Source organism: Nocardioides sp. LS1, from assembly GCF_003865225.1.
GTDB lineage: Bacteria > Actinomycetota > Actinomycetes > Propionibacteriales > Nocardioidaceae > Nocardioides > Nocardioides ginsengisegetis.
The window spans coordinates 318,920-342,803 of sequence record NZ_BIFF01000002.1; the positions used below are offsets into that span (position 1 = coordinate 318,920).

The following is a 23,884-nucleotide window of genomic DNA, read 5'->3' on the forward strand; positions in this document are numbered from 1 at the left end:
TCGTCAGTGGGTGAAGGTCAGTCGAGCAGGGTCCCGAGCGGGCCCAGGTCGAGGTTGAGGTCGTCGGTGGTCAGGTCGAACTGCTCCTTGAGCTGGTCCATCGCCTCCTCGAGACGCATCAGGCCCAGGCCGAGCTCCTCGACCTGGTCGTCGCCGAGGTCGCCCTCGTCGACCCGCCGGATCGCCTGGCGCTCCATGAGCTGGCGGACCAGCTCGATGATCGTGAGCACCAGCTTCATCAGGTCGCGCTGGACCGACTCCGAGTCGGTCTCGAGCCGGCGCGGGAGTGCGTAACCCTCGCTCATTGCGGCACCATCTCCGCCCGCACCGAGGCGATCAGCGCGTGCAGGCGCACCTGCACGAGGTCGACACCGGCGAGCGAGATCACCAGGTCACCGGAGATCACGACGCCGGCACCGAGCAGGCGGTCGAGCAGGTCGACCAGGGCCACCGGCTGGAGCGGCCCGGTGGCACGGTCGGAGGTGGCGACCTCGCTCACGACGCGTCCAGGGACGCGAAGGAGTACGGCGGCCACGGCCCGCCCAGCTCGACCCGGACGTGCTCGTGCCCGGCGCCGAGCGAGGAGACGACCCTGCGGAAGTCTTCGACCTGCGCGTCGTCGAGCAGGTAGGTGCCGTTGAGGATCATCTCCCCCGTGTGGCCGGTCAGCTGGCGGTCCTGCGGTGCGAGTCGGCGTCCCGACGTGGCGAGGCCGCCCAGCGTGTCGTGGAGCTCCTGCGCGAGGTCGGCGTCCGCCTGCGCGGACGTCGCCCGGCGCTGGGTCGCGGCACGGCGCTGCAGCAGGTAGGCCCGGCCGGCGCCGACCCCCTCGGACGGGGCCTGCACGGGCTCCGGCTCCACTCGGGCCGACGGGTCGGCGTACACCTTCACGCTCCACTCGCTGCGCCCCTCGACCCGGTCGAGGACACGTGAGGCGTCGTCGTGCCACGCGGCGAGCTGGCCACGCAGCGACTCCTCGCCGAGGAAGACGGTCGCGAGCCGCAACGGGGCGGTCGGCGCGCGGCCGGCCGCGTGCCGGGCGACGTCGTCGTGGGCGACCGCGACGGACTCGAGCCAGCGCAGGTCCTCGAGGTTGCGACGCAGCCCCTCCTCCCCGAACTCGTCGAGGTCGACCTCGCTCACCACCGCCACGAGGCCCTCGCGCTCGACGAGTCGCAGCGGCGCCCCGGCGATGCCCGACTGTCCGGACACGTCGGCGTCAGTGAGCCCGCGCGCGATCGCGTAGGCGTAGAGACCGGTGCTCATGACCCCTGCTCCAGCTCCTTGAGCCGCTCCCTGAGCTTCTGGTTCTCGTTCTCGAGCTCACGGTCCTTGCTGCGCGAGCTGAGCATCGGGTCGTTCTCCCACCAGTCGATGCCCATCTCCTTCGCCTTGTCGACCGAGGCGACGAGCAACCGGATCTTGATGGTCAGCAGCTCGATGTCAAGCAGGTTCACCTTGATGTCGCCGGCGATCACGATGCCCTTGTCCAGCACGCGCTCGAGGATGTCGGCCAGATCGGCAGACCCCCGGCGCTCGGCCACGTCGTAGCCGCTCTGGACGCCGCGGGCCAGCGGTCGTTGCTCCGTCACCGGCTGCCCCCGTCCCCTTCGCCACCCTTGCCGCGCACGTAGCGGCGAACGCGGTGGTAGCCGGTGAGGTCGCCGTCGCCGTCCACCTGCACCAGGTAGGTCGCCAGGATGTCGGTCGAGTCCGGGATGCGACGGCTCTCGACGACCTCGAGCTCGACGTCCCAGCCGTCCTCGGTGCGCTCGATCCCGATCACGGACTCGGGCTGCCGGCCGCTCAGCGCTGCGAGCTGTCGGGCCGCCGACCGGGCGATCTCCATCGCCGTCGGCTTCTTGGCAGGAGCGGCGGCCGGCGCGGTGGCCCGCTTGGCGGGCGCCTTGCGAGCGGGCGCCTTGCGAGCGGGAGCCTTCTTGGCGGCGGTCTTCTTCGCGGGCGCGGAATTCTGCGTGGTGGCCATCGGTCAGGTCCCCTTTCGGGTGGTGGTGCGGCGGCGGCTCTCCATGAGCCGCTCGACGAGATCGTCCTCGAGCCGCTCGGCCTGCTCGTCGGTGATCTCCCCCGAGCGGCGCAACTCCTCCACGTCCTCCAGCTCGCGGCGGATGCGAGCCGGGTCGTAGTGCTGTCGCTCGGCCTCCTCGAGCACCTGCTCGGCGACCCAGATGGTGCCGCGCACTGGCGCCAGCGGAAGGGTCAGCAGTCCGGTGATCAGTCCCATCGGGCCCTCACTGCTCCGCGACGAAGTCGAACAATGCCATCGGCCCGACGAGGCTCAGGCGCGCCCGGCCGTCCAGCTCGGCGGCGAGCACCTCGGCCGCGTCCTCGAGCTCCTGCTGCCGCTCGAGGTCCACGAGGAACGCGAACTCCGCGAGGCCGTCCATGCCTGCCACCTCGCGCTCGACGTGGTCGAGCGCGTGGGGCGCGAGCCGGTCGAGGATCTCCTGGGCATCCGCGGCACGCCGGGCCTCGACCGCGCGAGCGACGAGCTCCCCGAGCCGGATCCGCTCGAAGTGCGTCGCGTCCTCGGGCAGGTCAGCCGTACGCCGGCGCAGCTCGGCGATCTCGGGGTCGGCGGCGACCACCTCGGCGAGCACCGTGTCGAGCACGTAGCGCGCCCGCAGGGTGAACTGCACCCGGCCGGTCACCTGATCCAGCAGGCCGGCGAAATGCTCGCGCTGCGGGGCAAGGAGCTCCTCGACCAGCGCGCGGTCGTCCTGCACCACGGAGCCGAAGCGCATGGGCAGCACCGGGCCGTGCGAGGCCAGCGTGTTGAGCACCGTGCTGTGCGCGACCAGGTCGCGCCGGCGCCCCAGCGGCCGCTCGGGGTCGATGATCTCGACGATCGCGGCGAGGGGTCCGTCGACGCGGAGCTCGACGTCGCGGCCCATGCCCGACTCCCGGACCAGTTCGACGGGGGCAGCCGCGGGCACGATGCCGTAGACGTAGTACGCCTCGTCCGTGCCCACGTCCGTCCCTGAGGCGGTCGTCATGTGTCAGTCACGACTTCCTGGAGGATCGACTGCGACTGCTGCTCTTGTCGTCGTCCTCATCGTCGTCGGACGACCCCAGCAGGGCGTCCTTGGCGGCGCCGAGGATGCCCGAGGTCTTGCCCCGCGCACCCCCCTCCATCACGCCCTCCATCAGCTCGGGCAGGTCCTTGCCGCCCTTGCCGGACTCGTAGAGGTTCAGCCGGTTGGTCGCCTCGGCGAAGCGCAGGTAGGTGTCGACGCTGGCGATCACGATGCGGGCGTCGATGGTCAACAGCTCGATCCCGACGAGCGAGACCCGGACGAAGGCATCGATCACGATCCCCTTGTCGAGGATGATCTCGACGACGTCGGCGAGTCCGCTGGAGCCACCTCGATCGAGGTAGCCGCCCGAGCGCTGTGTGGCCACGGTCATGTCTGCACCTTCTCTTCCGGAGTCGTCGGCTGTTCGAGTGTTCGGCTGTCTAGCAGTTCTCGGTGTCGTGCCCGTCCGCGCGACTCGCAAACCCCCGATTTTGGTAAAGCCCGGCCATGCGCGGGAGCTCAGGCGCGGAGCGTCGCCCGGATCGACGGCGCCGTGAGGGCAATCACCTCGTCGACGGACGCGGACGCCATCGGCTCGACCTTGATGACGTAGCGCAGCATCGCCAGCCCGATGAGCTGCGAGGCGAGCAGCTCCGTTCGCATGGCGGACGACTGGACACCGGTGGCGCGCGCGACGGGGTTGAGGACCGACCTGTTGATCATCCGGTAGAGCACCCGGCCGGCCCGGGCGCTGCCGGTCGATCCCTGGATCAGCTTGACCATCCGGGCCCGTGTGCGCGGGCTCTCGCAGAGCCGGAGGAAGCGGGTGAGCAACCGGACGGCGAAGTCCCGCTCGACCGGGTCGACAGGGACCAGCGTCACGACTCGGTCGTGGAGTAGTCACCCCGGTAGAACAGCAGCGGCTCCTCGACGCCGGACACGGCCATGTCGAGGACCCGTCCGATGACGACGAAGTGGTCGCCCGCCTCGTGGACGGCGTGGATCGTGCAGTCGACGTGGCCGAGCACCCCGGCGAGGAGCGGCGAGCCTGTGGCGGCCGACGGCGTCCACGGCACCTCGGCGAACTTGTCGATGCCGCGGCTGGCCATCCGGTTGGACAGCTCGGCCTGGTCGGCGGCCAGGAAGTTCACGCAGAACTTCCCCGACCGCTGGATCAGCGGCCAGGCCCGCGAGGTCTTGGCCGGCACGAACAGCACCAGCGGCGGGTCCAGCGACACGCTCGAGAACGACTGGCAGGTCAGCCCGACCGGCTCCCCCGACGACGTGGACGTCACGACCGTGACTCCCGAGGCGAACCGCCCGAGCACGTCGCGGAACTGCCGGGCCGCGGCGATCGCGGCCGGGTCGTCGGCGTGGACGCCGCCGTACTCCCCGGGGCGGAACTCGAAGTCGACGTCGACGTCGCCCAGCCAGGAGCTGATCAGCTCGGGACTCGGCCAGGTCTCGCGCGCGTCGGGGTTCATCCCCTCCGGGATCTCGCGGCCGGCCTCCGAGCTCATGCGCTCAACCGTAGTCACTGGTGACCGACGGAGAAGTCGTGCCCCCAGTACGAGACGGCGGTGCTCTCGCGAGCCACCCAGGTGTGGTCGTCGACGGTCAGGCCCTCGGTGCCGTACTCGACGTCGAAGCCGCCCGGTGAGCGGACGTAGAACGACACCATCTGGTCGTTCATGTGCCGACCGAGCGTGGCCGACAGCGGCACGCCGTGCTTGCGGACCCGCTCCAGGGCGCGTCCGACGTCGTCGAGCTTCTCGACCTCGACCATGATGTGCACGCACTTGGACGGGTTGGGCATCGGCAGGAACGCCAGCGAGTGGTGCCGCGGGTTGCAGCCGAGGAACCGCAGCCAGGCGGTCGATCCGGGCTCCTTGCCGACGAACTCCCCCGGCATCCGCATCGAGTCGCGCAGCCGGAAGCCGAGCACGTCGGCGTAGAACCGCAGCGCCTCCTCGTCGTCGCCGACCGGCACCACGATGTGTCCGAGTCCCTGCTCGCCGGTGACGAAGCGGTTGGCGTACGGCGTGACCAGCGGCCGCGCCTCGTACGTCGCGCCGTGGAACAGCTCGAAGACGTTGTCGAAGGGGTCCTCGAAGTGGATCATCCCCTCGACCCGGCGCTCGGCGAGCTCCTCGGCCGTCGCCTCGTGGATCTCGACCCCGTGGTCCTTGAGGTGGTCCACGGCCTGGGCGAGCGCCCGCCGGTCGGCCACTTCCCAGCCCATGCAGCCCATCCGGTCGTGCTCGGAGGGGACCACGACGATGCGCGCGGACAGCTCGTCCATCCGGAAGTAGAGGTGCCCCTCCGTCGGCCCGCGGCCCTCGGCCAGCCCGAGGACCTTGCCGGCGAAGTGGCGCCACTGCTCGACGTCGGTGCTCTCGACGCGGACGTAGCCGAGGCTCTTGATGTCGATCATCGCGCCCTCTCGGTATGACGGGCCAGGAACGCCGTGGTGACCTCGGCGAACTCCTCGGCCGCCTCGATCTGCGCCCAGTGCCCGCAGTGCGGGAACACGTGCAGCGTCGCCTTCGGGATCAGCTTCAGTGCCGCGAAGGCCCCGTCGATCGGGTTGACCCGGTCCTCGCGGCCCCACGTGAGCAGCGTGTGCTTGCGCAGCCGGTGCGCCTCGCGCCAGAGCATGCCGTCCTCGGCGGTCTCGGGATTCCAGAACGACATCCCCATCGAGCGCATCGCCTCCTGCGCGCCCGGGGCGGTGGCGTCGGCGAACCGCTCCTCGACCAGCTCGTCGGTCACCAGCGACTGGTCGACCACCATCGTCGAGATGAAGGCCCGCAGCGCCTCCCGGGTCGGGTTGGCGCCGAAGTCCATCAGCCGCTGGACGCCCTCGGTCGGGTCGGCGTGGAAGAGGTTGAGCGAGAGCCCGCCGGGGCCCATCAGCACCAGCCGTCCGACCCGGTCGGGATGGGTCAGGGCGAGACGCATCGCGGTGCCGCCACCGAGGCTGTTGCCCAGCAGGTGCACGCGATCGACGCCGATCTCGTCGAGCAGGGCGACGACATGGTCGGCCGCGAAGCGGTAGTAGTTGCCGACCACGGGCGGCTTGTCGGACGCCCCGAAGCCCGGCTGGTCGACCAGCAGGGTGCGGTACGACGCGGCGAAGCGCGGCAGCGCCGGCCCGAAGTTGGACCAGGCGGACGCGCCCGGCCCGCCGCCGTGCAGCATCACCAGCGGCAGCCCGCCGCCGGCTCCGGTGGTCGAGCCTGTCGAGACCCCGGCCTCGTGGTAGCTCAGCGTGATGTCGCCGGCCTTGGCGGAGCGGCGCGTGGACTCGCGGGTCAGCTCGGCCACGGTCAGTACATCCCCGGGTCGACCTTGTGGCCGAACTCGTGGGCGCCGTACATCTGCAACGCGCGCTCGGGATCATTGGCGGCGTGCACGCGGCCGGCGTGCGCGTCGCGCCACGCCCGTTGCAGGTAGGTGCCCTCGGCGAGCGCACGACCCCCGGACGCCTCGAAGAGATCGTCGATCGCGTCGATGGCCCGCTGGGTGCCGATGACCTGGTCGCGCCGCACCCTGAGCCGAAGGCCGAGCGGGATCTTCTCGCCCTTGTCGACGTGCGCCTGCTCCTCGCGGATGTTGCTGACCAGCAGCGCCCAGGCGGCGTCGATCTCCGAGGAGGCACGGGCGATCCGCACCGCGGCGAACGGGTCGAGCGACGCCTTCTCGCCGAGGTAGGCCGCGCGGGTGCGCTTCTGCTGCATCTCGACGTGCTCGGCGTAGGCGCCGCGCGCCATCCCGATGATCGGGGTGGTGATGGTGCCGGTGAAGATCGAGTGGAAGGGCAGCTTGTAGAGGTCGGAGGTGTTCAGCGCCTGGCCCGGGCCCTTGCACTGCCCGGTCTCCCCCATCGAGAGCGTGAACGCCTCGGGCACGAACACCTCGTCGACCACGATGTCGTTGGAGCCGGTGCCCTTGAGGCCGACCATGTGCCACACGTCGACGATCTGGTACTTCTCGCGCGGCACCATGAAGGTCCGGAAGTCCACGACCTGCCCGTCGGCGTTGAAGACCAGCCCGCCGAGCAGCACCCACTGGCAGTGGTCGCAGCCCGACGAGAAGCTCCACTTGCCCGACAGCGTGTAGCCACCGTCGGTGAGGACCGCCTTGCCCGTGGGGGCGTACGACGAGCTCAGCCGGGTGGACGTGTCCTCGCCCCACACCGCCTGCTGGGCCTCGTCGGCGAAGAGCGCGACCTGCCAGGGGTGCACGCCGACCACGCTGGAGACCCAGCCCGTCGAGCCGCACGCCGAGGCGATGTCCCGGACCGCGGTGTAGAAGTCGACCGGGTCCGCCTCCAGCCCGTCGAAGCGCCGGGGCTGGAGCATCCGGAAGAAGCCGACCTCCTCGAGCTCCTTGACCGAGGCCTCGGGCACGACGCGCAGACGCTCCGCCTCGTCGGCCCGCTCCCGGATGCCGGGCAGCAGGTCGCGGACGCCGTCGAGCACAGCCTGGGACATGTGTTGCTCCTGTCGTGGTCGGACAGCAGCAATACTAGAACACGTTCTTGTTTTGGGTAACCCCCGACGCACGGGTCAGTCGTCGAGGTCCCCCATCCCCGGGGCGACCACGAGACCCGGCAGCAACGGTCGGCAGGAGCACCGCTCGCCACGCGCCCACGCCCGCAGGGCCTCCTCCTTCAGACCGCCGGAAGCCCGCAGCTCCGCGATGAGCGCCGGGGGCATCGGGACACCCGGGTGCACCGACTCCCAGATCTGCGCCTCGAGCATCGGCCCGGCGACGTCGATGGAGCTCAGGTCGATGGGGACCGACGCGGCCGAGCCCGGCTTCGCGTCCGGGTTCTTCTTGTCCATCGGGTAGGTCGGGGTGCGGAAGGTGTAGGGCGCGAGGTCCGGCTTGGAGGTGAACAGGTCGTAGGGCACCGCGGCGTACTGCGTGTACGACGACAGCGGGTCCAGGCCGAGGATCAGCTCGATCGTGTGCAGGACCGACGCCTGGCTGATGTGCAGCGAGGAGAGCGCGCCCCGCTTCGCGTACGGCGACGCCACGGCGAGGATGTTGCGGTGGCCGTCGCGGTGGTCGAGGCCGTCCTGGCTGTCGTCCTCCACGATGAACACCGCGGTGCTCTTCCACTGCGGGGTGTGCGACAGGTAGTCCACGAACCGCCCGACCGCGAGGTCGTTGGTGGCCACGTGCGCCGCCGGCGTCTTCTTGCCCGCCGACGTCCCGTCGGTGTGGTCGTTGCCGAGGACGGCGTACATGAACTGCGGCAGCTGGTCGGTCTGCACCAGCGGGTCGAGGGCCGCCTCGATCTCCTGCTCCTTGTCGACGTCGGAGACCGAGGTCAGGGAGAGGTTGGCGCCGAGGTTGGGGTCGAAGCTCGCGGCCGACTGCTCGTCGTAGGCACCCCCGGGCGTGCCGCACCGCGATCCCGGCGCGACCTTGGTCGTCGGCACCTGGGCGGTGGAGAGACCCACCAGCTCGCCGAAGTTGCGGAAGGTCTTGCCCTGCCGGGCGAGCTGCTGGAACACCGCGCCACACCGGGGGTAGACGATCGGCGCGGTCGGGTCGTAGGGGTGGTTGCGCGAGGAGTAGTAGTGCAGGTAGCTCTTCTCGGTGTAGTCGCTCGAGACGCCCTCGGCCGTCCAGTGGTGGCCCTGGATGCTCGCCTCGCCGTCGCTGTAGAAGTTCTGCGACAGCGCGAACCGCTTGGCCAGCGCGTGGATGTTGGGCGTGACCGTCCTGCCGTGGTCGTCGACCCGGCCGAACTCCGTGTACGCCGGCTTCACGTCCGCGTCCCGGCGGGTGAGGTCGCCGAAGACCTGGTCGAAGGTCCGGTTCTCCCGGACGATCATCACGACGTGCTTGATCGGGCTGTGCCCGGCGTTCGCCAGCGTCGGGATCGGCGAGCCGGCGGGCCGCAGGCGCGAAGTGGTGGAGGGGTAGGTCAGGTTGTGCCGTGCCTTCGCGGTCCACGCGGCGAGGGTGGCCGCCGACGGGCGGTCGACGGCGGTCAGCAGGCCGTGCCGGTGGTTGACGATGTACTGCGCGTGGCTGCGGATCGGCGCACCACCGAGACCCTTGGCCGAGGCGACGAGGAGCCTGCCGTGGGCGGCGGTCGCCAGGGCCGAGGGGTACCAGCCACTGGGGATGGCGCCGACCGTGTGCAGGTCCTTCCCGGCGCCGCGCAGCACCATCACCGCGTTGTCCCCGGCGTTGCCGACGTAGACGGTGTGGGTCGCGTCGTCGACGGCCACCGCGTCCGGGGTGGAGCCGTTGGCCTCGCCCTTGGTGAGGTGCGTCGAGACCTGGGTGACCTCGCTGGGGGTGGGGCCGGTGACGTCGAGGACGGTCAGCGAGTCGTCGTTGGCGTTGGTGACGTAGAGGTTCTTCCCCGCGCCGTCGAGCGCCATCGAGACCGGGTGGTCGCCGACGGGGGTCGTCGAGGTGACCGCGCCGGTGGCCGTGTCGAGGCCGACGACGGCGTTGAGGCCCTGGGCGGCGACGTACGCCGTGGCGCCGTCCTTCGACACGGTGACCGCCTCGGGGTAGGCGCCCCCCGGCTGGCCCGCGCCACCGATCGGCGTCTCCCAGAGCAGGGTGCCGTTCCCGGTGGAGAGGGCGGCGACCGTCGAACCCTGCTCGTTGGTGACCAGGACCGCGCTGCCGTCGGGCAGGACGTCGAGCCCGCGGCTGTAGGCGGCCGCGTCGCCGACCAGCGGGGCCGTGCCGGGGATGCCGCCGTTCTGGCTGCCGTCCACGGTCGGCGCACCGGCCCGCAGCGAGCTCTTCCAGCGCTGGACCATCATGATCTGGTGGCCGTCCCAGGCGTAGTCGTAGACCTGGTCGTTGCCGCCACCCGTGGCGTAGAGGTGCTTGCCGTCGGCGCTCCACGCCAGCCCGGACTCGTAGAAGGTCGGCTGATCCGCCTCGTGGTCGTGCACCGTCTGCAGCACCCGGCCGCTCGCGACGTCGACGATCTGGATCCCCTCGTCCGTCTGGGACGGTGCCCCCTCGCCCTGACCGCTGTTGGCGATCGCGGCGACGGTGCCGTCCGGCGAGAGCGCGATCGCGACGGGGAAGTCGCCGAGCTCGGTGCGCTCCCCCACCGGCGTGATGAGCCGGCCGGAGACGAGGCTGACGCCCTCGGCGTACTGGCCCGTGGTGCTGTAGGGGGTCACGTGCTCGGTGCCGTCGGCGCCGGCGACCTGCCAGACGAGCAGGCCGGCGACGAGGCCGGCGGCAACGCCGGCGGCGGTGGTGGGGAGGGTGCGCATGCCCCTCTCAACCCCGTCACGGGCTGGGGGGTCACGCCCCGTCCTTCGTGTTCACCGACTGTTCAGCCCCCGCGTGACCGGCGCCACGGGACGCGGCATGGTCGGGGGCTGGTGAAGTGCGTCGCCCGCATGCGCACCCCCTTACGGCCCCAGCGGTGAGCCCTGAACCGAATCCGACCTGGAAACGGTTCACCAGCCACCGCCCGGCCGACCCGGCGGTAAGCCATGAACCAAACCGGGCAGGGAAAGGGTTCACAGCTCACCGCTCCCCCGCGCGCGGCCGCCTCAGTCACCACCGGCAGTTGTGCCGACTCGACGGTCAGCGGAAAGCGTCCGCGGCGGACTGCACCCGCCCGACGTGGGCCGCCCAGTCGTAGTCGTCGCCGGGCAGGTTGTTGGCCGTCGGCAGGAAGCCGGCGGCGCCGTCGACCGTCTCGCGCAGGATGTCGGCGTGGCCGGCGTGGTGGTGGGTCTCGGTCGCGACGTGGACCAGCATCCGGTGGAGCGTCACGGCCTCGCCGCCCCAGTGGCGCACGTGCCCGACGGTCTCGAGATCGCACGCGGCGAAGGTCTCGTCCGCGTGCTTCCACGCCCGGCGGTAGAGGTCGACGAGCCAGTCGCGGTCCTCCTCGGGCGTCGCGTACATGTCGGCGTTGCGGTCGGCCCCCGGGGTGTACCACGGCAGGTCGATCCCGCTCGGCCGCCCGAAGGTGTCGCCGAAGTAGATGAGCTCGACGCCGGCCGAGTGCTTGACGAGACCGAGCAGGTTGGTGCCGGTCGGGGTCAGCGGGCGGCGGGCGTCGTACTCGCTGAGTCCCTCGAGCTTCCACACGAGCGCGTCACGAGCGCCCTGGAGGTAGTGGACGAGGGTCTCCTTCGCGTCGGTCATGGCGTCACCCTAGCCACGGCTCACGCGTTGGCGATCGCCTTGTCCTGCTCGGTCCTGAGCATCAGGGCGATGTCGATGAGCTGGTCCTCCTGGCCGCCGATCAGCTTGCGTCGTCCGGCCTCGAGCAGGATCTTGGCGCCGCTGACGCCGTAGCGGTCGGCGGCATTGCCGGCGTGCTTGAGGAAGGAGCTGTAGACACCGGCGTAGCCCATCATCAGCGTCATCCGGTCCAGCTGGCACTCCTCCGGCATCGCCGGGCGGATCACGTCCTCGGACGCGTCGACGATGGTCAGGAAGTCGATGCCGGTCCGCCAGCCGAGCTTGTCGCAGACGCCGACGAACGCCTCGAGGGGCGTGTTGCCCGCGCCGGCCCCGAAGCGCCGGACGGAGCCGTCGATCTGGGTCGCGCCGGCACGTGCGGCGATGACGGTGTTGGCGACGCCGAGGCCGAGGTTCTCGTGGCCGTGGAAACCCACAGTGGCCTCGTGGCCGATCTCGGCGACCAGCGCGGAGACCCGGTCGGCAGTCTGCTCCATGATCAGCGCGCCGGCCGAGTCGACGACGTAGACGCACTGGCAGCCGGCGTCGACCATGATCCGGGCCTGCTGCGCGAGCACCTCCGGCGGCTGGGTGTGGCTCATCATCAGGAAGCCGACGGTCTCCAGACCGAGCTCGCGGGCCAATGTGAAGTGCTGGCGGGACACGTCGGCCTCGGTGCAGTGCGTGGCGATCCGGCAGATCTGGCCGCCGTTGTCCTGCGCCGCGCGGATGTCGTCCTTGGTGCCAACGCCGGGCAGCATCAGGAAGGCGATCCGGGCGCGCTGCGCGGTCTCGGCGGCGATCCGGATCAGCTCCTGCTCGGGTGTGCGCGAGAAGCCGTAGTTGAAGCTCGACCCGCCCAGCCCGTCGCCGTGGGTCACCTCGATGACCGGCACGCCGCTGGCGTCGAGGGCCTCGACGATGTCGCGCACCTCGGTGGCCGTGAACTGGTGGCGCTTGTGGTGCGACCCGTCGCGCAGGCAGGTGTCGGTGAGGCGGAGGTCGAGGTCGTCGGACCAGATCCGGGCCAGCTCGTTCACGCCATGCTCCTTGCTGCCAGGGATCGAGCAATCGTCTCGCCGACCTGGGTGGCGGCGGCGGTCATGATGTCGAGGTTGCCGGCGTACGGCGGGAGGTAGTCGCCGGCGCCCTCGACTTCGACGAAGATGCTGACCTTGGTCTGGCCCTGGGTGGCCGGGGACGGGTCGTCGATCTGGGGCTCCTGGAGCAGCCGGTAGCCCGGGACGTAGGCCTGCACCGCCTTCTCCATCGCCAGCACGGACGTGACGATCGCGTCGCGGTCGGCGTCGGGCGGGACGGCGCAGAAGATCGTGTCGCGCATGATCATCGGCGGGTCGGCCGGGTTGAGGATGATGATCGCCTTGCCCCGCTGGGCTCCGCCGATCTCCTCGACGCCGCGGCTCGTGGTCCGGGTGAACTCGTCGATGTTGGCGCGCGTGCCCGGGCCGGCGCTGACGCTGGCGACGGACGCCACGATCTCGGCGTACGACACCGTCGCCGCCCGCGACACCGCCGCCACCATCGGGATCGTGGCCTGGCCGCCGCAGGTGATCATGTTGACGTTCATCGCGCCGACGTGGGCCTCGCCGTTGACCGGCGGGATGACGGCCGGGCCGACCGCCGCGGGCGTCAGGTCGACCGCGCGGATGCCGGCCTCCTCGTAGCGAGGGGCGTACTCGCGGTGCACGTAGGCCGACGTCGCCTCGAAGATCAGGTCGGGCAGCTCGTCCTGCTTGAGCAGCCAGTCGACTCCCTCGTGGCTCGCCTCCAGGCCGAGCGCGGAGGCGAGCCGGAGCCCTTCACTGGTGGGGTCGACGCCGACCATCCAGCGTGGCTCGATCGAGTCGGACCTCAGCAGCTTGTACATCAGGTCCGTGCCGATGTTGCCGGGGCCGACGATGGCGGCGGTCAGCCGCTCGGTGGTCGAGCTTGTCGAGACCATGGGACTCCTAGTCCGTGAACGAGAGGCGGACGCTGCCGAGGCCGTCGAAGGCCGCCTCGAAGTCGTCGCCGGGACGTACGTCGATCGCGCGGTGCACGCTGCCCGGCAGGATCACGTGCCCCGCCTGGAGCGTCACGCCGAACGTCGCGACCTTGCGGGCCAGCCACGCGACGGCGGTGACCGGGTTGCCGAGGACGGCGTCGGAACGGCCGGCGGCGACCTGCTCGCCGTTGCGGAGCAGCCGCGCCTCGACGGTGCGCAGGTCGATGTCGGTGGGCCTGACCCGCTCCGGGCCGAGCACGTAGCCGGCCGAGCTGGCGTTGTCGGCGATGGTGTCGCAGATCCGGATGTCCCAGTCGGTGATGCGGCTGTCGATCAGCTCGATGGCCGGTGCGACGGCCTCGGTCGCCGCGAGGACGTCGTCCTCGGTGCAGCCCTCGCCGGGCAGGTCCGCGCCGAGGACGAAGCCGACCTCGACCTCGACGCGCGGGTAGCAGTAGTGGCCGGCGCTGACGGGGCGGTCCTGCGAGACCGCCATGTCGGAGAGCAGGTGGCCGTAGTCCGGCTCGTCGACGCCCATCATCTGCTGCATGGCCTCCGAGGAGAGCCCGACCTTGTGGCCGTGCACCGTCGAGCCGGTCGCGAGCCGCCGTCGGATGTTGAGCAGCTGGATCTCGTAGGCGTCGACGACGTCGATCCCGGGGTGCGTCTCGCGCAGCGGCGGGATCGGCCGCCGGTCGCGTTCGGCGACGGCCAGGGCCGCGGCGACGTCTCGGCGTACCTCGTCGGAGAGCATGGCGACCATGCTAGAACCTGTTACAGTTTTGCGCCATGAGCACCCCCCTCCCCGCCGAGGTCGACGTGGTCGTGGTCGGTGCCGGCGGCGCCGGGATGACGGCCGCGCTGGCCGCCGCGTCGCACGGCCTGGAGACCGTGCTGCTGGAGAAGAGCGCGTGGTTCGGCGGCTCCACCGCCCGCAGCGGCGGCGGGGTCTGGATCCCCGGCAACTACGCGCTGCGCGAGGCCGGGCAGGCCGATGAGCCCGCCGAGTCCAAGCGCTATCTCGACGCGATCGTCGGTGACGTGGTGCCCAAGACCCGCCGCGACACCTACGTCGACCGCGGCCCCGAGGTCATGGACTTCATCCGGGAGCGGACGCCGGTGCGGTTCGCCTGGGTGCCGGACTACGCCGACTACCACCCCGAGGCTCCCGGCGGGCGGCTCAAGGGCCGCAGCGTCGAGCCGGTCCCGATCGACGCGCGCTTCCTCGGCGAGGAGCTGGAGCGGCTGCACCCGGCGTACACCAAGGCACCGGCCAACCTGATCGTCACCCAGGCCGACTTCCGCAAGATCAGCCTCGGGCTGCGCACGCTCCGCGGGCCGCTGACGATGATCCGGGTGCTGGTGATGCGGCTGGTCAGCCTGCTGCGCGGCCAGAAGATGTACGCCATGGGCAACGCGCTCGCGATCGGGCTGCGGCAGGGGCTCGTCGACGCCGGCGTGCCGGTGCACTACGAGACCGAGCTCGACGACCTCGTGATCGAGGACGGCCGCGTCGTCGGCGTCCGGGTGACCGCTGGCGGGTCGACCCGGGTCGTCCGCGCCCGGCGCGGGGTCATCCTCGGCAGCGGCGGCTTCGAGAAGAACCTCGAGATGCGCGAGAAGTGGCAGCCGCAGCCCACCTCCATCGACTGGACGACCGGCTCGGCCAACAACACCGGCGGCGGCATCCTCGCCGGGATCGCGGCCGGAGCGGCGACCGACCTGCTCGACGACGCATGGTGGGGGCCGACGATCCCGCTGCCGTCGGGGCCGTGGTTCTGCCTGGCCGAGCGCAACCTGCCCGGCTCGATCATCGTGAACTCCGCGGGCCGCCGCTACATGAACGAGGCGCTCCCCTACGTCGAGGCCGTCCACGAGATCTACCGCGGCGAGGCCACCGGCGTCCCGCACGTCCCCTCGTGGCTGGTGATGGACCAGCGCTACCGCAACCGCTACCTCTTCGCCGGGCTGTCGCCGCGGCAGCCCTTCCCCGGCCACTGGTACAAGCACGGCGTGGTCCGCAAGGGCGCCACGCTCGAGGACCTGGCCGCGGAGATCGCGGTGCCGCCCGCGGCGCTGCGCGAGACCGTCGAGCGCTTCAACGGCTTCGCTCGCGCCGGCGTCGACGAGGACTTCCACCGCGGCGAGAGCGGCTACGACCAGTACTACTCGGACCCGAAGGTCACCCCGAACTCCTCGCTCCACGCCATCGACCAGGGCCCGTTCTACGCCGTGAAGATCGTGCCCGGCGACCTCGGCACCAAGGGCGGGCTGGTCACCGACGAGCGCGCCCGGGTGCTGCGCCCCGACGGGTCGGTGATCCCCGGCCTGTACGCCGCCGGCAACTGCTCCGCGGCCGTCATGGGCCACACCTACGCCGGTCCCGGCGCCACCATCGGCCCAGCCCTGACGTTCGGCTACCTCGCCGCCGAGGACATCGCGAACGGGACCGCCTGATGCCCATCGACCCCGCCGTGGCCGTCGGCGCCGAGCTCCCCGACCGCACGTTCGCGTGGACGGAGAGCGACGTCCTGCTCTACCACCTGGCGATCGGGGCGTCCGACCTCTCGTACACGCTCGAGGGTCCGGCGCTACAGGTGCTGCCGTCGTTCGGGATCGTCGCGCCGACCTTCCACATGACCGACCCGCCGCCGCTCGACCTGCCCGGCTGCGACATCAACCTCGCCCAGGTCGTGCACGGCTCGCAGTCGATCTCCGTCGCCGGCCCGCTGCCCACCGCCGGCTCGGCCACGCTCCGCACCCGGATCAGCGAGGTCTGGGACAAGGGCAAGGCGTCGGTCATCTGGCAGGAGGGCGTCGCGACGTCTCCCGCGGGCGAGGAGCTGTGGACGGTACGGTCCTCGATCTTCGTGCGCGGCGAGGGCGGCTGGGGCGGGCCACGCGGGGAGTCCACCGCGGTGGTGGTCCCCGACCGCGCGCCCGATGCCGACACGACGTACGCCGTCACGCCCACGCAGGCGCTGCTCTACCGCCTCTGCGGCGACCGCAACCCGCTCCACGCCGACCCCGACTTCGCCAAGGCGGCCGGCTTCCCCGCACCGATCCTGCACGGCCTGTGCTCCTACGGGATCGTGCTCCGCACGGTCACCGACGCCCTCATCGGCGGTGACGCGTCGCGTGTCGGCGCGTTCACCGCGCGGTTCGCGGGCGTCGTGTTCCCCGGCGAGACGATCCGGGTCCGGGCCTGGCACACCGACGACGGCATCGTGGTGACCGCGACCGTCGCCGGCGGCGACCGCGACGGCTCCCCCGTCCTGGCCGACTGCGTGCTGACGCCGGCCTGACCACGTCTGCGTCAGACGACCGGCTGCACCTCGGCGACCGGGTCGGGGCGGAGGAACTCCAGCGCTCCCCCGTGCTCGCTGGTCAGCTCGAAGGGCGCGCCCCTCCGCGGCTCGACGCTCAGCCGCACGCGGGCGGTCTTGGAGTTGAGGCAGTAGGACCGCGGCCGGGCCGGGTTGTCGTAGCCCAGGCACACCATCGCGGCCGGGTCGGCGGTCATCTCCAGCCGGGCGCGACCCGCGCGACCACGCATCTCGAGCGTCCATCGGGGGAAGTCCAGGTCCGGTCGTTGGCGCCAGCGGTCGACGATCCGGTCGAAGCGGTGCTCGACGTCGCCGACCCGGACGACCAGCATCGAGAACAGCGGCGACGTGCGCGAGCCGAGCTCGATCCGGCCCGACGCGGCCTCCACGACGGCACCCTGCTCGGGGAACACGCACTGGCCCCAGGCGTACTCCGGGCTGTGCGCCGCACCCCAGTTGTGCCCCTCCATGCCCACCCAGCCCTCGAGGTCCCACGTCTCGCCGCCCCAGGTCAGGCCGCCGGCGAACGTCGCGACCGGGAACGGCGAGAGCAGCTTGTTCTTCGGGAACGGCGCGTCGACCATCCGCGCGCTCGGCAGCAGGCTCATCGGCTCCCCCAGCGGCCCGGGATCCCGCGTGAACGACAGGTCCCACGCCACGTCGCCGAGCGACCCCGCGCTCCGGCCGCCACCGGCGGTGAGGTCGAGGTCGAGCCGCTCCTCGTGCCGGTACGCCGCGGTGCGGGTCCCGTCGAAGACGCTGCACCAGGCCTCGGTGACCGTCGTACCGTCACGCCGGCACAGCACCGTCCGCTTGAGCCAGACGGCCCGCGGCGAGGCGGGGTCGTTGGCGCGGACGAACCACGACTCGACGTGGTCGGTGTTCTCGCGGAAGCGGGGCGCGTTGTCGGCGACGGCCGTCATGGCACCAGCCTGTCAGAACCATCTGTCAGAGTGGCGCCCACCTACACGGACTGTTCAGAGGAGATGGCATGGACTGGAAGCTCGAGGTCGTCGTGGCCCCCGTCGCCGATGTGGAGCGCGCCCGCGAGTTCTACGTCGACAGGCTCGGGTTCCGCCTGGACAGCGACTACACCGCCGGCGAGTCCTTCCGCGTCGTCCAGGTGACCCCGCCCGGCTCGGCCTGCTCGATCGTCTTCGGCACCGGTCTCGGCGGCGGCCAGCCGCCGGGCACGCTCAAGGGTGCCCAGCTGGTCGTCAACGACATCGAGGCCGCCCACGCGTTCCTCGAGGAGCGCGGCATCGACAACACCGGACCGCACCACTTCACCGAGACCGGCCAGACCCCGGGCCTGGACCCGACCCGTCGGGACTACGGCACGTTCGTCTGGTTCGACGACCCCGACGGCAACACCTGGGCGCTGCAGGAGGTCAAGAACCCGGCCCGCTGAGCGCGCTGGCCGGCGGCGGTCAGTGCAGGCCGCCCAGCCAGTCGCTGTAGAAGATCCCGAGCGCCGCGGCGACGGAGATGCCCGCGACGATCCAGAAGCGGATCACCACCGTGACCTGCTCCCAGCCGAGCAGCTCGAAGTGGTGGTGCAGCGGCGTCATCCGGAAGACCCGTCGACCGGTGCCGGTCATGCGCCGGGTGAGCTTGAACCACGACACCTGGATCATCACCGACCCGGTGACCGCGACGTACAGGCCGCCGAGCACGACCAGCAGCAGCTCGGTCCGCGTCACCAGCGCGAGCCCGGCCATGGCTGCGCCGAGGGCGAGGGAGCCGGTGTCACCCAGGATGATCCGCGCCGGGGAAGCGTTCCACCACAGGAAGCCGAAGCAGGCGCCGGTCATGGCGGCCGCGAGGGTGGCCAGGTCCAGCGCGGCCGGCACGTCGTAGCAGACGCCGATCGCCCCGCCTGCGGATCCGCAGGCGTGGTTGTTCTGCCAGATGCCGATGAAGACGTAGGCCGAGAACACCATCGCGGCGCTGCCGGTGAGCAGCCCGTCGAGACCGTCGATGAGGTTCGTGGCGTTGCTCGCGCCGTTGACCATGAACCAGATCAGCACCATGACGAGCACCCACGGCAGGGCCGGCCCGACCTCGCGCACGAGCGAGATCCGGTGGGAGACGGCCGCCTCCCCGTCGCCCGATCCGGTCAGGAGCGCGAGGACGCCGAACACGAGGCCGACCACCGTCTGCCCGATCAGCTTGGCCCGGCTCCGCAGGCCGAGGCTGCGCTGCAGCCGGACCTTGATGAAGTCGTCGAGGAACCCCACCCCGGCCATGCCGACCAGCAGGAAGAGCACCAGGAGGGCGGACCGCGAGGGCTCCTCCGACGTCACCAGCTTGGACGTTGCGTAGCCGACCAGCACCGAGACCACGACCGCGGCGCCGCCCATCGTGGGGGTGCCCCGCTTGGTGTGGTGCGTCGTCGGGCCGTCGTCGCGGATCAGCTGCCCGAGGCCCCACTTCGCGAACTGGCCGATCGCCCAGCGTGTCAGGAACAGCGACACCACGAGCGCGCACGTGCCGCTCAGCAGGATGGCCTTCAACCCGGGTCCGTTCTGTCGTGAGTGGGCAGAACGTCCAACCTAGGCCGACCGACGGGTCGTGCGGCCGACCCACGCCGCTGAAGCCCGCTCACAAGCGCGTCGGCGTCGACATCCGTGCGAGGGCTTCAGCCGGGATCAGCTCGGATGGCAGCGCCCAGAAGATGTGCTCGGAGAGCGCCACGATCACGCGGCAACCGTTCGTCGAGACGACCTTCTGCACCGCGGAGTAAGGGACCTCGCCCGACTGCGTCCAGGTCTTGTAGGCGAAGGCGTCCTCGCCGAATCCGAGCGCGATCGTCGTGCCCACAGGTTCTTGTGAGCTGGAGTCGCGGGCGGTGGCTCGATAGCGGATGACCACGTCACCGGCCAAGGCCGCCGGGACGAGGAGGAGGACCGTGCGGTCGGCCAGGACCCACGCGGCGACGACTCCCAGCAGGAGGTAGGCGCCGTACCGTCGCCAGGGGCGGGGCATGTGGTGCCACGCGATGAAGGCGGCCCGCGTGGCCCGGCCGACATGGGCATCGGTGACGACGAAGTGACGGTCGAGCGCGACCACGCAGAGTCCTTCCGATTCCTCGACGATCCGGGCCTCGGCCGAGGACCGTGCGCGCGGAGTTGGCGGCGCGCCCCGAGGATCCTACGAGCGATGTCTCCTCACGGGAACGGGGTGACCGTCCCGTTGTCGGGGTCCCAGCGCCGCAGGCCGGTCAGCGAGAGCTCGACGTCGCGGTGGCCGAGCACCTCGATCGCGCGCCCGACCTCGGCGCGCGGCACCCGCCGGCCCAGCGAGATGTGCGGCAGCCAGCTGTCGTGCTGCGGGCCGTCGACCAGGGCGCGGAGGCGGAGCACGGCGTGCACCACGTCGTCGTCCACGTCGAGGGCCCGCGCCACGGTCACGCGCGGGCCGCCGAGGAGCAGCAGGCCCGACGTACGGGCCCGGACGGGGAGCAATGCCCCCAGCAGGTCGCGCGCCTGGTCCAGCGCGTGGTCGGAGAGGGCGGGCGCGGCGACCAGCGTGACGTGCGGGGTGTTGGTCATCCCCTTGTGGTCGAGCTGGGAGGGCAGACCGGCGTCTCGCAGCGCCTGCCAGTCACGCAGCACCGAGTCCCGCCCGGTCTCGTCGGGGACGAGCTCGAGGGCGTGCAGGCGCGGCATCAGCGCGCGAGCCGTTCCGTCATGCCCCGAACGTATCCATACTCGGCCCATGGGCCCTCGCCTTTTCGCGGCCCGGCGCGCAGCCGGCTGCGTGCTGCTGATCGGGCTGGCCGCCGGGTGTGCGTCCGGCCCCCAGCCCCGGGACCCGGTCGTCCCGAGCACGCCGCTGTTGGGCCGCGTCGTGAGCGCGCCGTCGTGCCCGGTCGAGCGCGTGGGCCAGCGCTGCCCGCCGACGCCGGTGCCGGGCGCCTCGGTGGTGGCGACCCGCGGCAGCGAGCGCTACGAGGTCCGGACGTCGGCCGACGGGACCTTCCGCCTCGACCTGGCGCCCGGTCATTACACCGTCACCGCGACGAATGCCGGCGGCTACGCCTCGACCGCCACGGAGCGGGTCGTGCTCCGGCACGCGCCGGTGCGGCTCCGCCTCGTCGTCGACAGCGGGATCCGCTGAGCCGGGGGTGGTCACCGCCATAATCGCCGCATGGACTTCGAGTTCGAGGGGCCCGTCATCGAGTGGCGCGGCCCGGCGCCCTACTACTTCGTGCGCATCCCCGAGGACGAGAGCGACGACATCAAGTTCGCGGCCAAGGGGCTCGAATACTGGGGCCAGGTGCCGGTCACCGTGCGCATCCACGACACGGAGTTCACGACCGCGCTGTTCCCCAAGGACGGCGTCTACCTCCTGCCGCTCAGGGACAAGGTCCGCAAGGAGGCCGGGATCGACCTCGGCGAGGAGCTGACGGTCGCCCTCGACGTCGGGCGTACGTAGTCCGCCCTGCGTCGCTAGGCTTTCGGTCGTGTGGTCCCTCTGGTCGGAGAACTCCGTCCTCTCGATCCTGTCCCAGGACTCGGTCCTGTCGATCGGCAGCGCGGCGTCCATCGGGTCGTTCGCCAGCGTCTTCTCGTTCGCATCGGCCGGCTCGATCGGCTCGGCGATGTCGACGACCTCGCTGTTCTCCCACCAGTCCAACGGCTCGGCCCTGTCCCACCAGAGCAACGGGTCGGTGCTCTCCAGCCAGTGCAACCGGGCCCTGCTGGGCCACCGGACCCGCGGCACCGTCCCGCCTGGGGTCGTCGGCGTCGCCGTGGTCGCCGTCCTGGCCGTGACCGCCGTCCACCGGGCGAGCCGGCGAGCGGTCTGATCCAGCGCCGGAAAGTCGCGTAACGGCGCCAGATCGCCGTCGTTGTTGCGGCATGAAGTCGCGTCGTGCCGTCGTGCCGTTGGTCGTGCTGGGTCTCGCGGTGCTGGGACTCGCGCCCGCCCAGGGCTCCCCGTCCGAGACCTACCTCCGCCCCCACTTCGGCAACGGCAGCGTGCCGGCCGGCTGCATCACCGATCGCGACCCGATCAACCCGGACAACCACTGCTACCACATGAAGGTCGGCCTGAACGCGCTCGATTCGCCCAAGGTCGACGTCGACGTCCTCATCCCGGTCTCCCCCGCCGCCGAGCGCGACATGCGCGTGGCCTCGCAGGCCGTGCAGATGTGGGACGACGGGCTGCACTACCTCGCCCAGCAGATGGGCCTGCCCTGGCTGGTCAAGGGCTTCACGATGGACGTGCGCACGCACGAGGTCCCGGTGAACGACGACGGCACCCCGAAGGACCCGATCAATCTCGTCGACCCCGAGATCGTCGTGGTCGTCTCCAACCCCGCCGGCGGCATCGGCATCGGCATCGACCCCACGTCGTTCGCGGGCCAGCTCGGCCTCGTCGACGACCAGGGCGTCCCGTGCACCCAGGTCAGCAACCCCTTCAGCATGGGCGCCTGGCAGTCGCGTCCCGGCTTCGAGCAGCACGACGGCGAGCCCGGCGGCACCTACGTCCAGGACTGCGGCGGCGTGGGCGGCAACGTCTGCTTCGCGGTCAACGGGGCTGTCGACCCGGCGACGGGCGCGAGCGACTTCTTCCCGCTCTTCGACCTGGTCAGCCACGAGTTCGGCCACTGCCTGACCCTCGGTCACGTGGGCGACGGCGCCGACGGCCCCTGGGGCCCGACGCCGACCAACGACATCATGGCCTACAGCACCGATCCGCCCCTGATCAACAAGTGCGTCTCCACGCTCGACGTCGAGGGCTTCGCGCTGCGGATGAGCAACTACCTCGACGTCAACGGCGACCACAAGGTCGACGGCCACGACCACCTGGTCCCCAACGACAAGCGCGGCGACGGAGCCAACTCCTTCCAGGTGCAGAGCCCCGACGACCACCACTACGCCTCCCCGACCGGCGACCCCGCCGACTGCCCGCAGGCCGACCAGAGCCTGGTGCCGGGCGCCGAGGGCGACTTCATGCCCAAGCCGGTGGCCACCACCCGCCCGAAGCTCACGCTCGGCGACGTCTCCACCACCGACGGGTGGCTCCGGGTCTCCGGCGTGGCGGCCCGCGTGCCACTGGCGAAGCAGCCCACGGCGTACGACGGAGGGTCGGACGACCCGACCGGTGACTCCTACTCCCCCGTGACCGACCTCGACGGCGTGCACGTGAAGGTCACCCGCACCGCCGTCGATGCGGTCATCAAGGCCAGCCAGGTGTGGCCCGTGGTCGACGGCACCTCGCCGGTCGCCTACAGCCTGACCATCGACGGGCGCCGACTCGACTCGTTCGTGCCCACCGGCGGCACCGACGACAAGCCGGTCGTGATGGACAACGGCACGGGCTACTACCTGCCGAAGGGCACGGCGACCTGGGACACCACCAAGAACACCGTGACCTTCCACGTGCGTCGCGACTACCTCGCCGACCAGGCCATCACCGCGCCCTACAACGTCTATGCCGTCACCGGCTACCACACCCGCTCCAACGACTGGGTCGCCAACGACGACCTCGCGCCCAACAAGCTCGACCTCGACCTGGCCGGCCCGAAGCAGGGCCCGGAGACGCGCGACGCCCCCGTGGCGGACAGGGTCACGACCAAGTCGTACAAGGTCGGGTCGGGGTCGTTCCTGCCCGCCGACTCGACGCTCGGCGTCGGGCTGATCAGCACCGTCGACAGCCGCGACTACCTCAACGTCCCGATCGACCAGCAGGCGACGGTGCTGGCCACCCTCACCTGGACCGGCGACGCGACCCTCGGCCTGGTCGTCGGCGGCGGCTCCTCGCAGGAGCAGGTCAAGACCGACGACCCCAACAAGATCCAGGTGCTGGTGCCCTGGGCCCGCCGCGACCTCACCGTCACGGTCGACCCGCAGGAGATCATCGACCCCACGGACTACACGCTGACGATCAAGCGCACCACCGTCGTCGCCGACCGCGACCACGACCACGTGCCGGACGTCGCGGACAACTGCCCGTCTGCCAAGGGCCCGAGCGCCGGCGGTGGCTGCCCCGACAGCGACGACGACACGACCTTCGACTCGGACGACGCCTGCCCGAACGTCCCCGGCATCGGTGCTGACGGCTGCCCGACCGCCGGCGGCGAGCGCGTGGTCGCCTACCTCGACGGCAAGCAGGTCGACTCCGCGAGCGTGGTCACCCTCCACGACGGCATGCGCTTCGACCTGGCCGCGCCGGCCTCCCGGGGCAGCCACGAGCTCAAGGTGTGCTGGTACGACGGGGGCAGGCTCGTCGCCACCGCCCGGCGCACCCTCGACTGACCCGGACGAGATCCCCGAGCAGTTTCGTCACCGCGGGGGCGACTG

At 71.3% G+C, this 23,884-nt stretch carries 29 protein-coding genes; 7 read left to right on the forward strand and 22 right to left on the reverse strand.

Annotated features, from left to right (window positions below; translation table 11 throughout):
• Positions 1 to 17 precede the first annotated feature (17 nt).
• The 18 genes from EJF31_RS06290 to EJF31_RS06375 all read right to left on the reverse strand — a co-directional run bounded on the left by EJF31_RS06290 (position 18) and on the right by EJF31_RS06375 (position 13,999).
• Entirely contained in the window at positions 18 to 305 is a 288-nt protein-coding gene (locus EJF31_RS06290) for a gas vesicle protein K (RefSeq protein ID WP_125036264.1), read from the reverse strand.
• Positions 302 to 499, reverse strand: a complete 198-nt coding sequence (locus EJF31_RS06295) for a gas vesicle protein (RefSeq protein ID WP_125036265.1) — start codon at positions 497 to 499, stop codon at positions 302 to 304. The genes EJF31_RS06290 and EJF31_RS06295 overlap by 4 nt, the downstream gene beginning before the upstream one ends.
• Positions 496 to 1,266: a GvpL/GvpF family gas vesicle protein gene (locus EJF31_RS06300; protein WP_125036266.1), complete on the reverse strand. Its 771-nt coding sequence runs from the start codon at positions 1,264 to 1,266 to the stop codon at positions 496 to 498. The genes EJF31_RS06295 and EJF31_RS06300 overlap by 4 nt, the downstream gene beginning before the upstream one ends.
• Positions 1,263 to 1,592, reverse strand: coding sequence for a gas vesicle protein (locus tag EJF31_RS06305; RefSeq protein WP_260430664.1), 330 nt, complete (start codon positions 1,590 to 1,592; stop codon positions 1,263 to 1,265). The genes EJF31_RS06300 and EJF31_RS06305 overlap by 4 nt, the downstream gene beginning before the upstream one ends.
• Complete coding sequence (locus EJF31_RS06310; protein ID WP_125036267.1) at positions 1,589 to 1,987, reverse strand: gas vesicle protein; 399 nt, start codon at positions 1,985 to 1,987, stop codon at positions 1,589 to 1,591. The genes EJF31_RS06305 and EJF31_RS06310 overlap by 4 nt, the downstream gene beginning before the upstream one ends.
• A 3-nt stretch (positions 1,988 to 1,990) precedes the next feature.
• Positions 1,991 to 2,245, reverse strand: coding sequence for a gas vesicle protein GvpG (locus tag EJF31_RS06315; protein ID WP_125036268.1), 255 nt, complete (start codon positions 2,243 to 2,245; stop codon positions 1,991 to 1,993).
• A gap of 7 nt (positions 2,246 to 2,252) precedes the next feature.
• Positions 2,253 to 3,017, reverse strand: coding sequence for a GvpL/GvpF family gas vesicle protein (locus EJF31_RS06320; protein WP_125036269.1), 765 nt, complete (start codon positions 3,015 to 3,017; stop codon positions 2,253 to 2,255).
• Between the two features lie 7 nt (positions 3,018 to 3,024).
• Positions 3,025 to 3,429 carry a gas vesicle protein GvpJ gene (gvpJ, locus tag EJF31_RS06325; protein WP_125036270.1) on the reverse strand — a complete coding sequence of 135 codons (405 nt, stop codon included), beginning with the start codon at positions 3,427 to 3,429 and terminating at the stop codon, positions 3,025 to 3,027.
• Positions 3,430 to 3,557: 128 nt separating this feature from the next.
• Positions 3,558 to 3,920, reverse strand: coding sequence for a hypothetical protein (locus tag EJF31_RS06330; RefSeq protein ID WP_125036271.1), 363 nt, complete (start codon positions 3,918 to 3,920; stop codon positions 3,558 to 3,560).
• Positions 3,917 to 4,558, reverse strand: coding sequence for a flavin reductase family protein (locus EJF31_RS06335; protein WP_260430665.1), 642 nt, complete (start codon positions 4,556 to 4,558; stop codon positions 3,917 to 3,919). The genes EJF31_RS06330 and EJF31_RS06335 overlap by 4 nt, the downstream gene beginning before the upstream one ends.
• Positions 4,559 to 4,572: 14 nt before the next feature.
• Positions 4,573 to 5,472 carry an iron-dependent extradiol dioxygenase HsaC gene (hsaC, locus tag EJF31_RS06340; RefSeq protein WP_125036272.1) on the reverse strand — a complete coding sequence of 300 codons (900 nt, stop codon included), beginning with the start codon at positions 5,470 to 5,472 and terminating at the stop codon, positions 4,573 to 4,575.
• Positions 5,469 to 6,365 (reverse strand): 4,5:9,10-diseco-3-hydroxy-5,9,17-trioxoandrosta-1(10),2-diene-4-oate hydrolase, encoded by an 897-nt coding sequence (gene hsaD, locus EJF31_RS06345; RefSeq protein WP_125036273.1) that lies wholly within the window; start codon positions 6,363 to 6,365, stop codon positions 5,469 to 5,471. The genes hsaC and hsaD overlap by 4 nt, the downstream gene beginning before the upstream one ends.
• A gap of 2 nt (positions 6,366 to 6,367) precedes the next feature.
• Positions 6,368 to 7,534: a 3-hydroxy-9,10-secoandrosta-1,3,5(10)-triene-9,17-dione monooxygenase oxygenase subunit gene (hsaA, locus tag EJF31_RS06350; RefSeq protein WP_125036274.1), complete on the reverse strand. Its 1,167-nt coding sequence runs from the start codon at positions 7,532 to 7,534 to the stop codon at positions 6,368 to 6,370.
• Between the two features lie 75 nt (positions 7,535 to 7,609).
• Positions 7,610 to 10,312: a bifunctional YncE family protein/alkaline phosphatase family protein gene (locus EJF31_RS06355; RefSeq protein ID WP_125036275.1), complete on the reverse strand. Its 2,703-nt coding sequence runs from the start codon at positions 10,310 to 10,312 to the stop codon at positions 7,610 to 7,612.
• A 319-nt stretch (positions 10,313 to 10,631) separates the two neighbouring features.
• Positions 10,632 to 11,201, reverse strand: coding sequence for a DinB family protein (locus EJF31_RS06360; protein WP_125036276.1), 570 nt, complete (start codon positions 11,199 to 11,201; stop codon positions 10,632 to 10,634).
• Positions 11,202 to 11,221: 20 nt separating this feature from the next.
• Positions 11,222 to 12,280, reverse strand: a complete 1,059-nt coding sequence (gene dmpG / locus EJF31_RS06365; RefSeq protein WP_125036277.1) for a 4-hydroxy-2-oxovalerate aldolase — start codon at positions 12,278 to 12,280, stop codon at positions 11,222 to 11,224.
• A complete protein-coding gene (locus tag EJF31_RS06370; protein ID WP_125036278.1) occupies positions 12,277 to 13,203 on the reverse strand; it encodes an acetaldehyde dehydrogenase (acetylating) in 927 nt (308 codons plus the stop codon). Before EJF31_RS06370 ends, dmpG begins: the two co-directional genes overlap by 4 nt.
• 7 nt (positions 13,204 to 13,210) lie before the next feature.
• On the reverse strand, positions 13,211 to 13,999 hold the full coding sequence (locus EJF31_RS06375) for a 2-keto-4-pentenoate hydratase (protein ID WP_125036279.1): 789 nt from the start codon (positions 13,997 to 13,999) through the stop codon (positions 13,211 to 13,213).
• 35 nt (positions 14,000 to 14,034) lie between these two features.
• Between EJF31_RS06375 and kstD the strand changes: the two genes are divergently transcribed.
• Complete coding sequence (gene kstD / locus EJF31_RS06380) at positions 14,035 to 15,702, forward strand: 3-oxosteroid 1-dehydrogenase (protein WP_125036280.1); 1,668 nt, start codon at positions 14,035 to 14,037, stop codon at positions 15,700 to 15,702.
• Positions 15,702 to 16,550: a MaoC family dehydratase gene (locus EJF31_RS06385; protein WP_125036281.1), complete on the forward strand. Its 849-nt coding sequence runs from the start codon at positions 15,702 to 15,704 to the stop codon at positions 16,548 to 16,550. Before kstD ends, EJF31_RS06385 begins: the two co-directional genes overlap by 1 nt.
• A gap of 11 nt (positions 16,551 to 16,561) precedes the next feature.
• Here EJF31_RS06385 and EJF31_RS06390 read toward each other — a convergent pair whose 3' ends face one another.
• Positions 16,562 to 17,494 (reverse strand): hypothetical protein, encoded by a 933-nt coding sequence (locus EJF31_RS06390; protein WP_125036282.1) that lies wholly within the window; start codon positions 17,492 to 17,494, stop codon positions 16,562 to 16,564.
• Positions 17,495 to 17,562: 68 nt separating this feature from the next.
• Between EJF31_RS06390 and EJF31_RS06395 the strand changes: the two genes are divergently transcribed.
• A complete protein-coding gene (locus EJF31_RS06395) occupies positions 17,563 to 17,982 on the forward strand; it encodes a VOC family protein (RefSeq protein ID WP_125036283.1) in 420 nt (139 codons plus the stop codon).
• Positions 17,983 to 18,001: 19 nt separating this feature from the next.
• On the opposite strand, the gene mraY is transcribed toward EJF31_RS06395, so the two are convergent.
• The 3 genes from mraY to EJF31_RS06410 all read right to left on the reverse strand — a co-directional run bounded on the left by mraY (position 18,002) and on the right by EJF31_RS06410 (position 20,242).
• The gene (gene mraY / locus EJF31_RS06400) at positions 18,002 to 19,087 is read right to left on the reverse strand and encodes a phospho-N-acetylmuramoyl-pentapeptide-transferase (protein ID WP_125036284.1); all 1,086 of its coding nucleotides are present in this window, start codon (positions 19,085 to 19,087) and stop codon (positions 18,002 to 18,004) included.
• 88 nt (positions 19,088 to 19,175) lie between these two features.
• Positions 19,176 to 19,643, reverse strand: coding sequence for a YcxB family protein (locus EJF31_RS06405; protein WP_125036285.1), 468 nt, complete (start codon positions 19,641 to 19,643; stop codon positions 19,176 to 19,178).
• Positions 19,644 to 19,741: 98 nt separating this feature from the next.
• Positions 19,742 to 20,242, reverse strand: a complete 501-nt coding sequence (locus EJF31_RS06410) for a 2'-5' RNA ligase family protein (protein WP_185736157.1) — start codon at positions 20,240 to 20,242, stop codon at positions 19,742 to 19,744.
• A gap of 49 nt (positions 20,243 to 20,291) precedes the next feature.
• On the opposite strand from EJF31_RS06410, the gene EJF31_RS06415 reads away from it, so the two are divergent.
• Genes EJF31_RS06415 through EJF31_RS06430 form a run of 4 tightly spaced genes read left to right on the forward strand, consistent with a single transcriptional unit; the run spans position 20,292 to position 23,839 of the window.
• Positions 20,292 to 20,693, forward strand: a complete 402-nt coding sequence (locus EJF31_RS06415; protein WP_125036287.1) for a carboxypeptidase-like regulatory domain-containing protein — start codon at positions 20,292 to 20,294, stop codon at positions 20,691 to 20,693.
• A 30-nt stretch (positions 20,694 to 20,723) separates the two neighbouring features.
• Entirely contained in the window at positions 20,724 to 21,011 is a 288-nt protein-coding gene (locus EJF31_RS06420; protein ID WP_125036288.1) for a DUF1905 domain-containing protein, read from the forward strand.
• 28 nt (positions 21,012 to 21,039) lie between these two features.
• Complete coding sequence (locus tag EJF31_RS06425) at positions 21,040 to 21,384, forward strand: hypothetical protein (protein WP_125036289.1); 345 nt, start codon at positions 21,040 to 21,042, stop codon at positions 21,382 to 21,384.
• 52 nt (positions 21,385 to 21,436) lie between these two features.
• Positions 21,437 to 23,839: a hypothetical protein gene (locus EJF31_RS06430; RefSeq protein WP_125036290.1), complete on the forward strand. Its 2,403-nt coding sequence runs from the start codon at positions 21,437 to 21,439 to the stop codon at positions 23,837 to 23,839.
• The last annotated feature ends 45 nt before the right edge of the window (positions 23,840 to 23,884 follow it).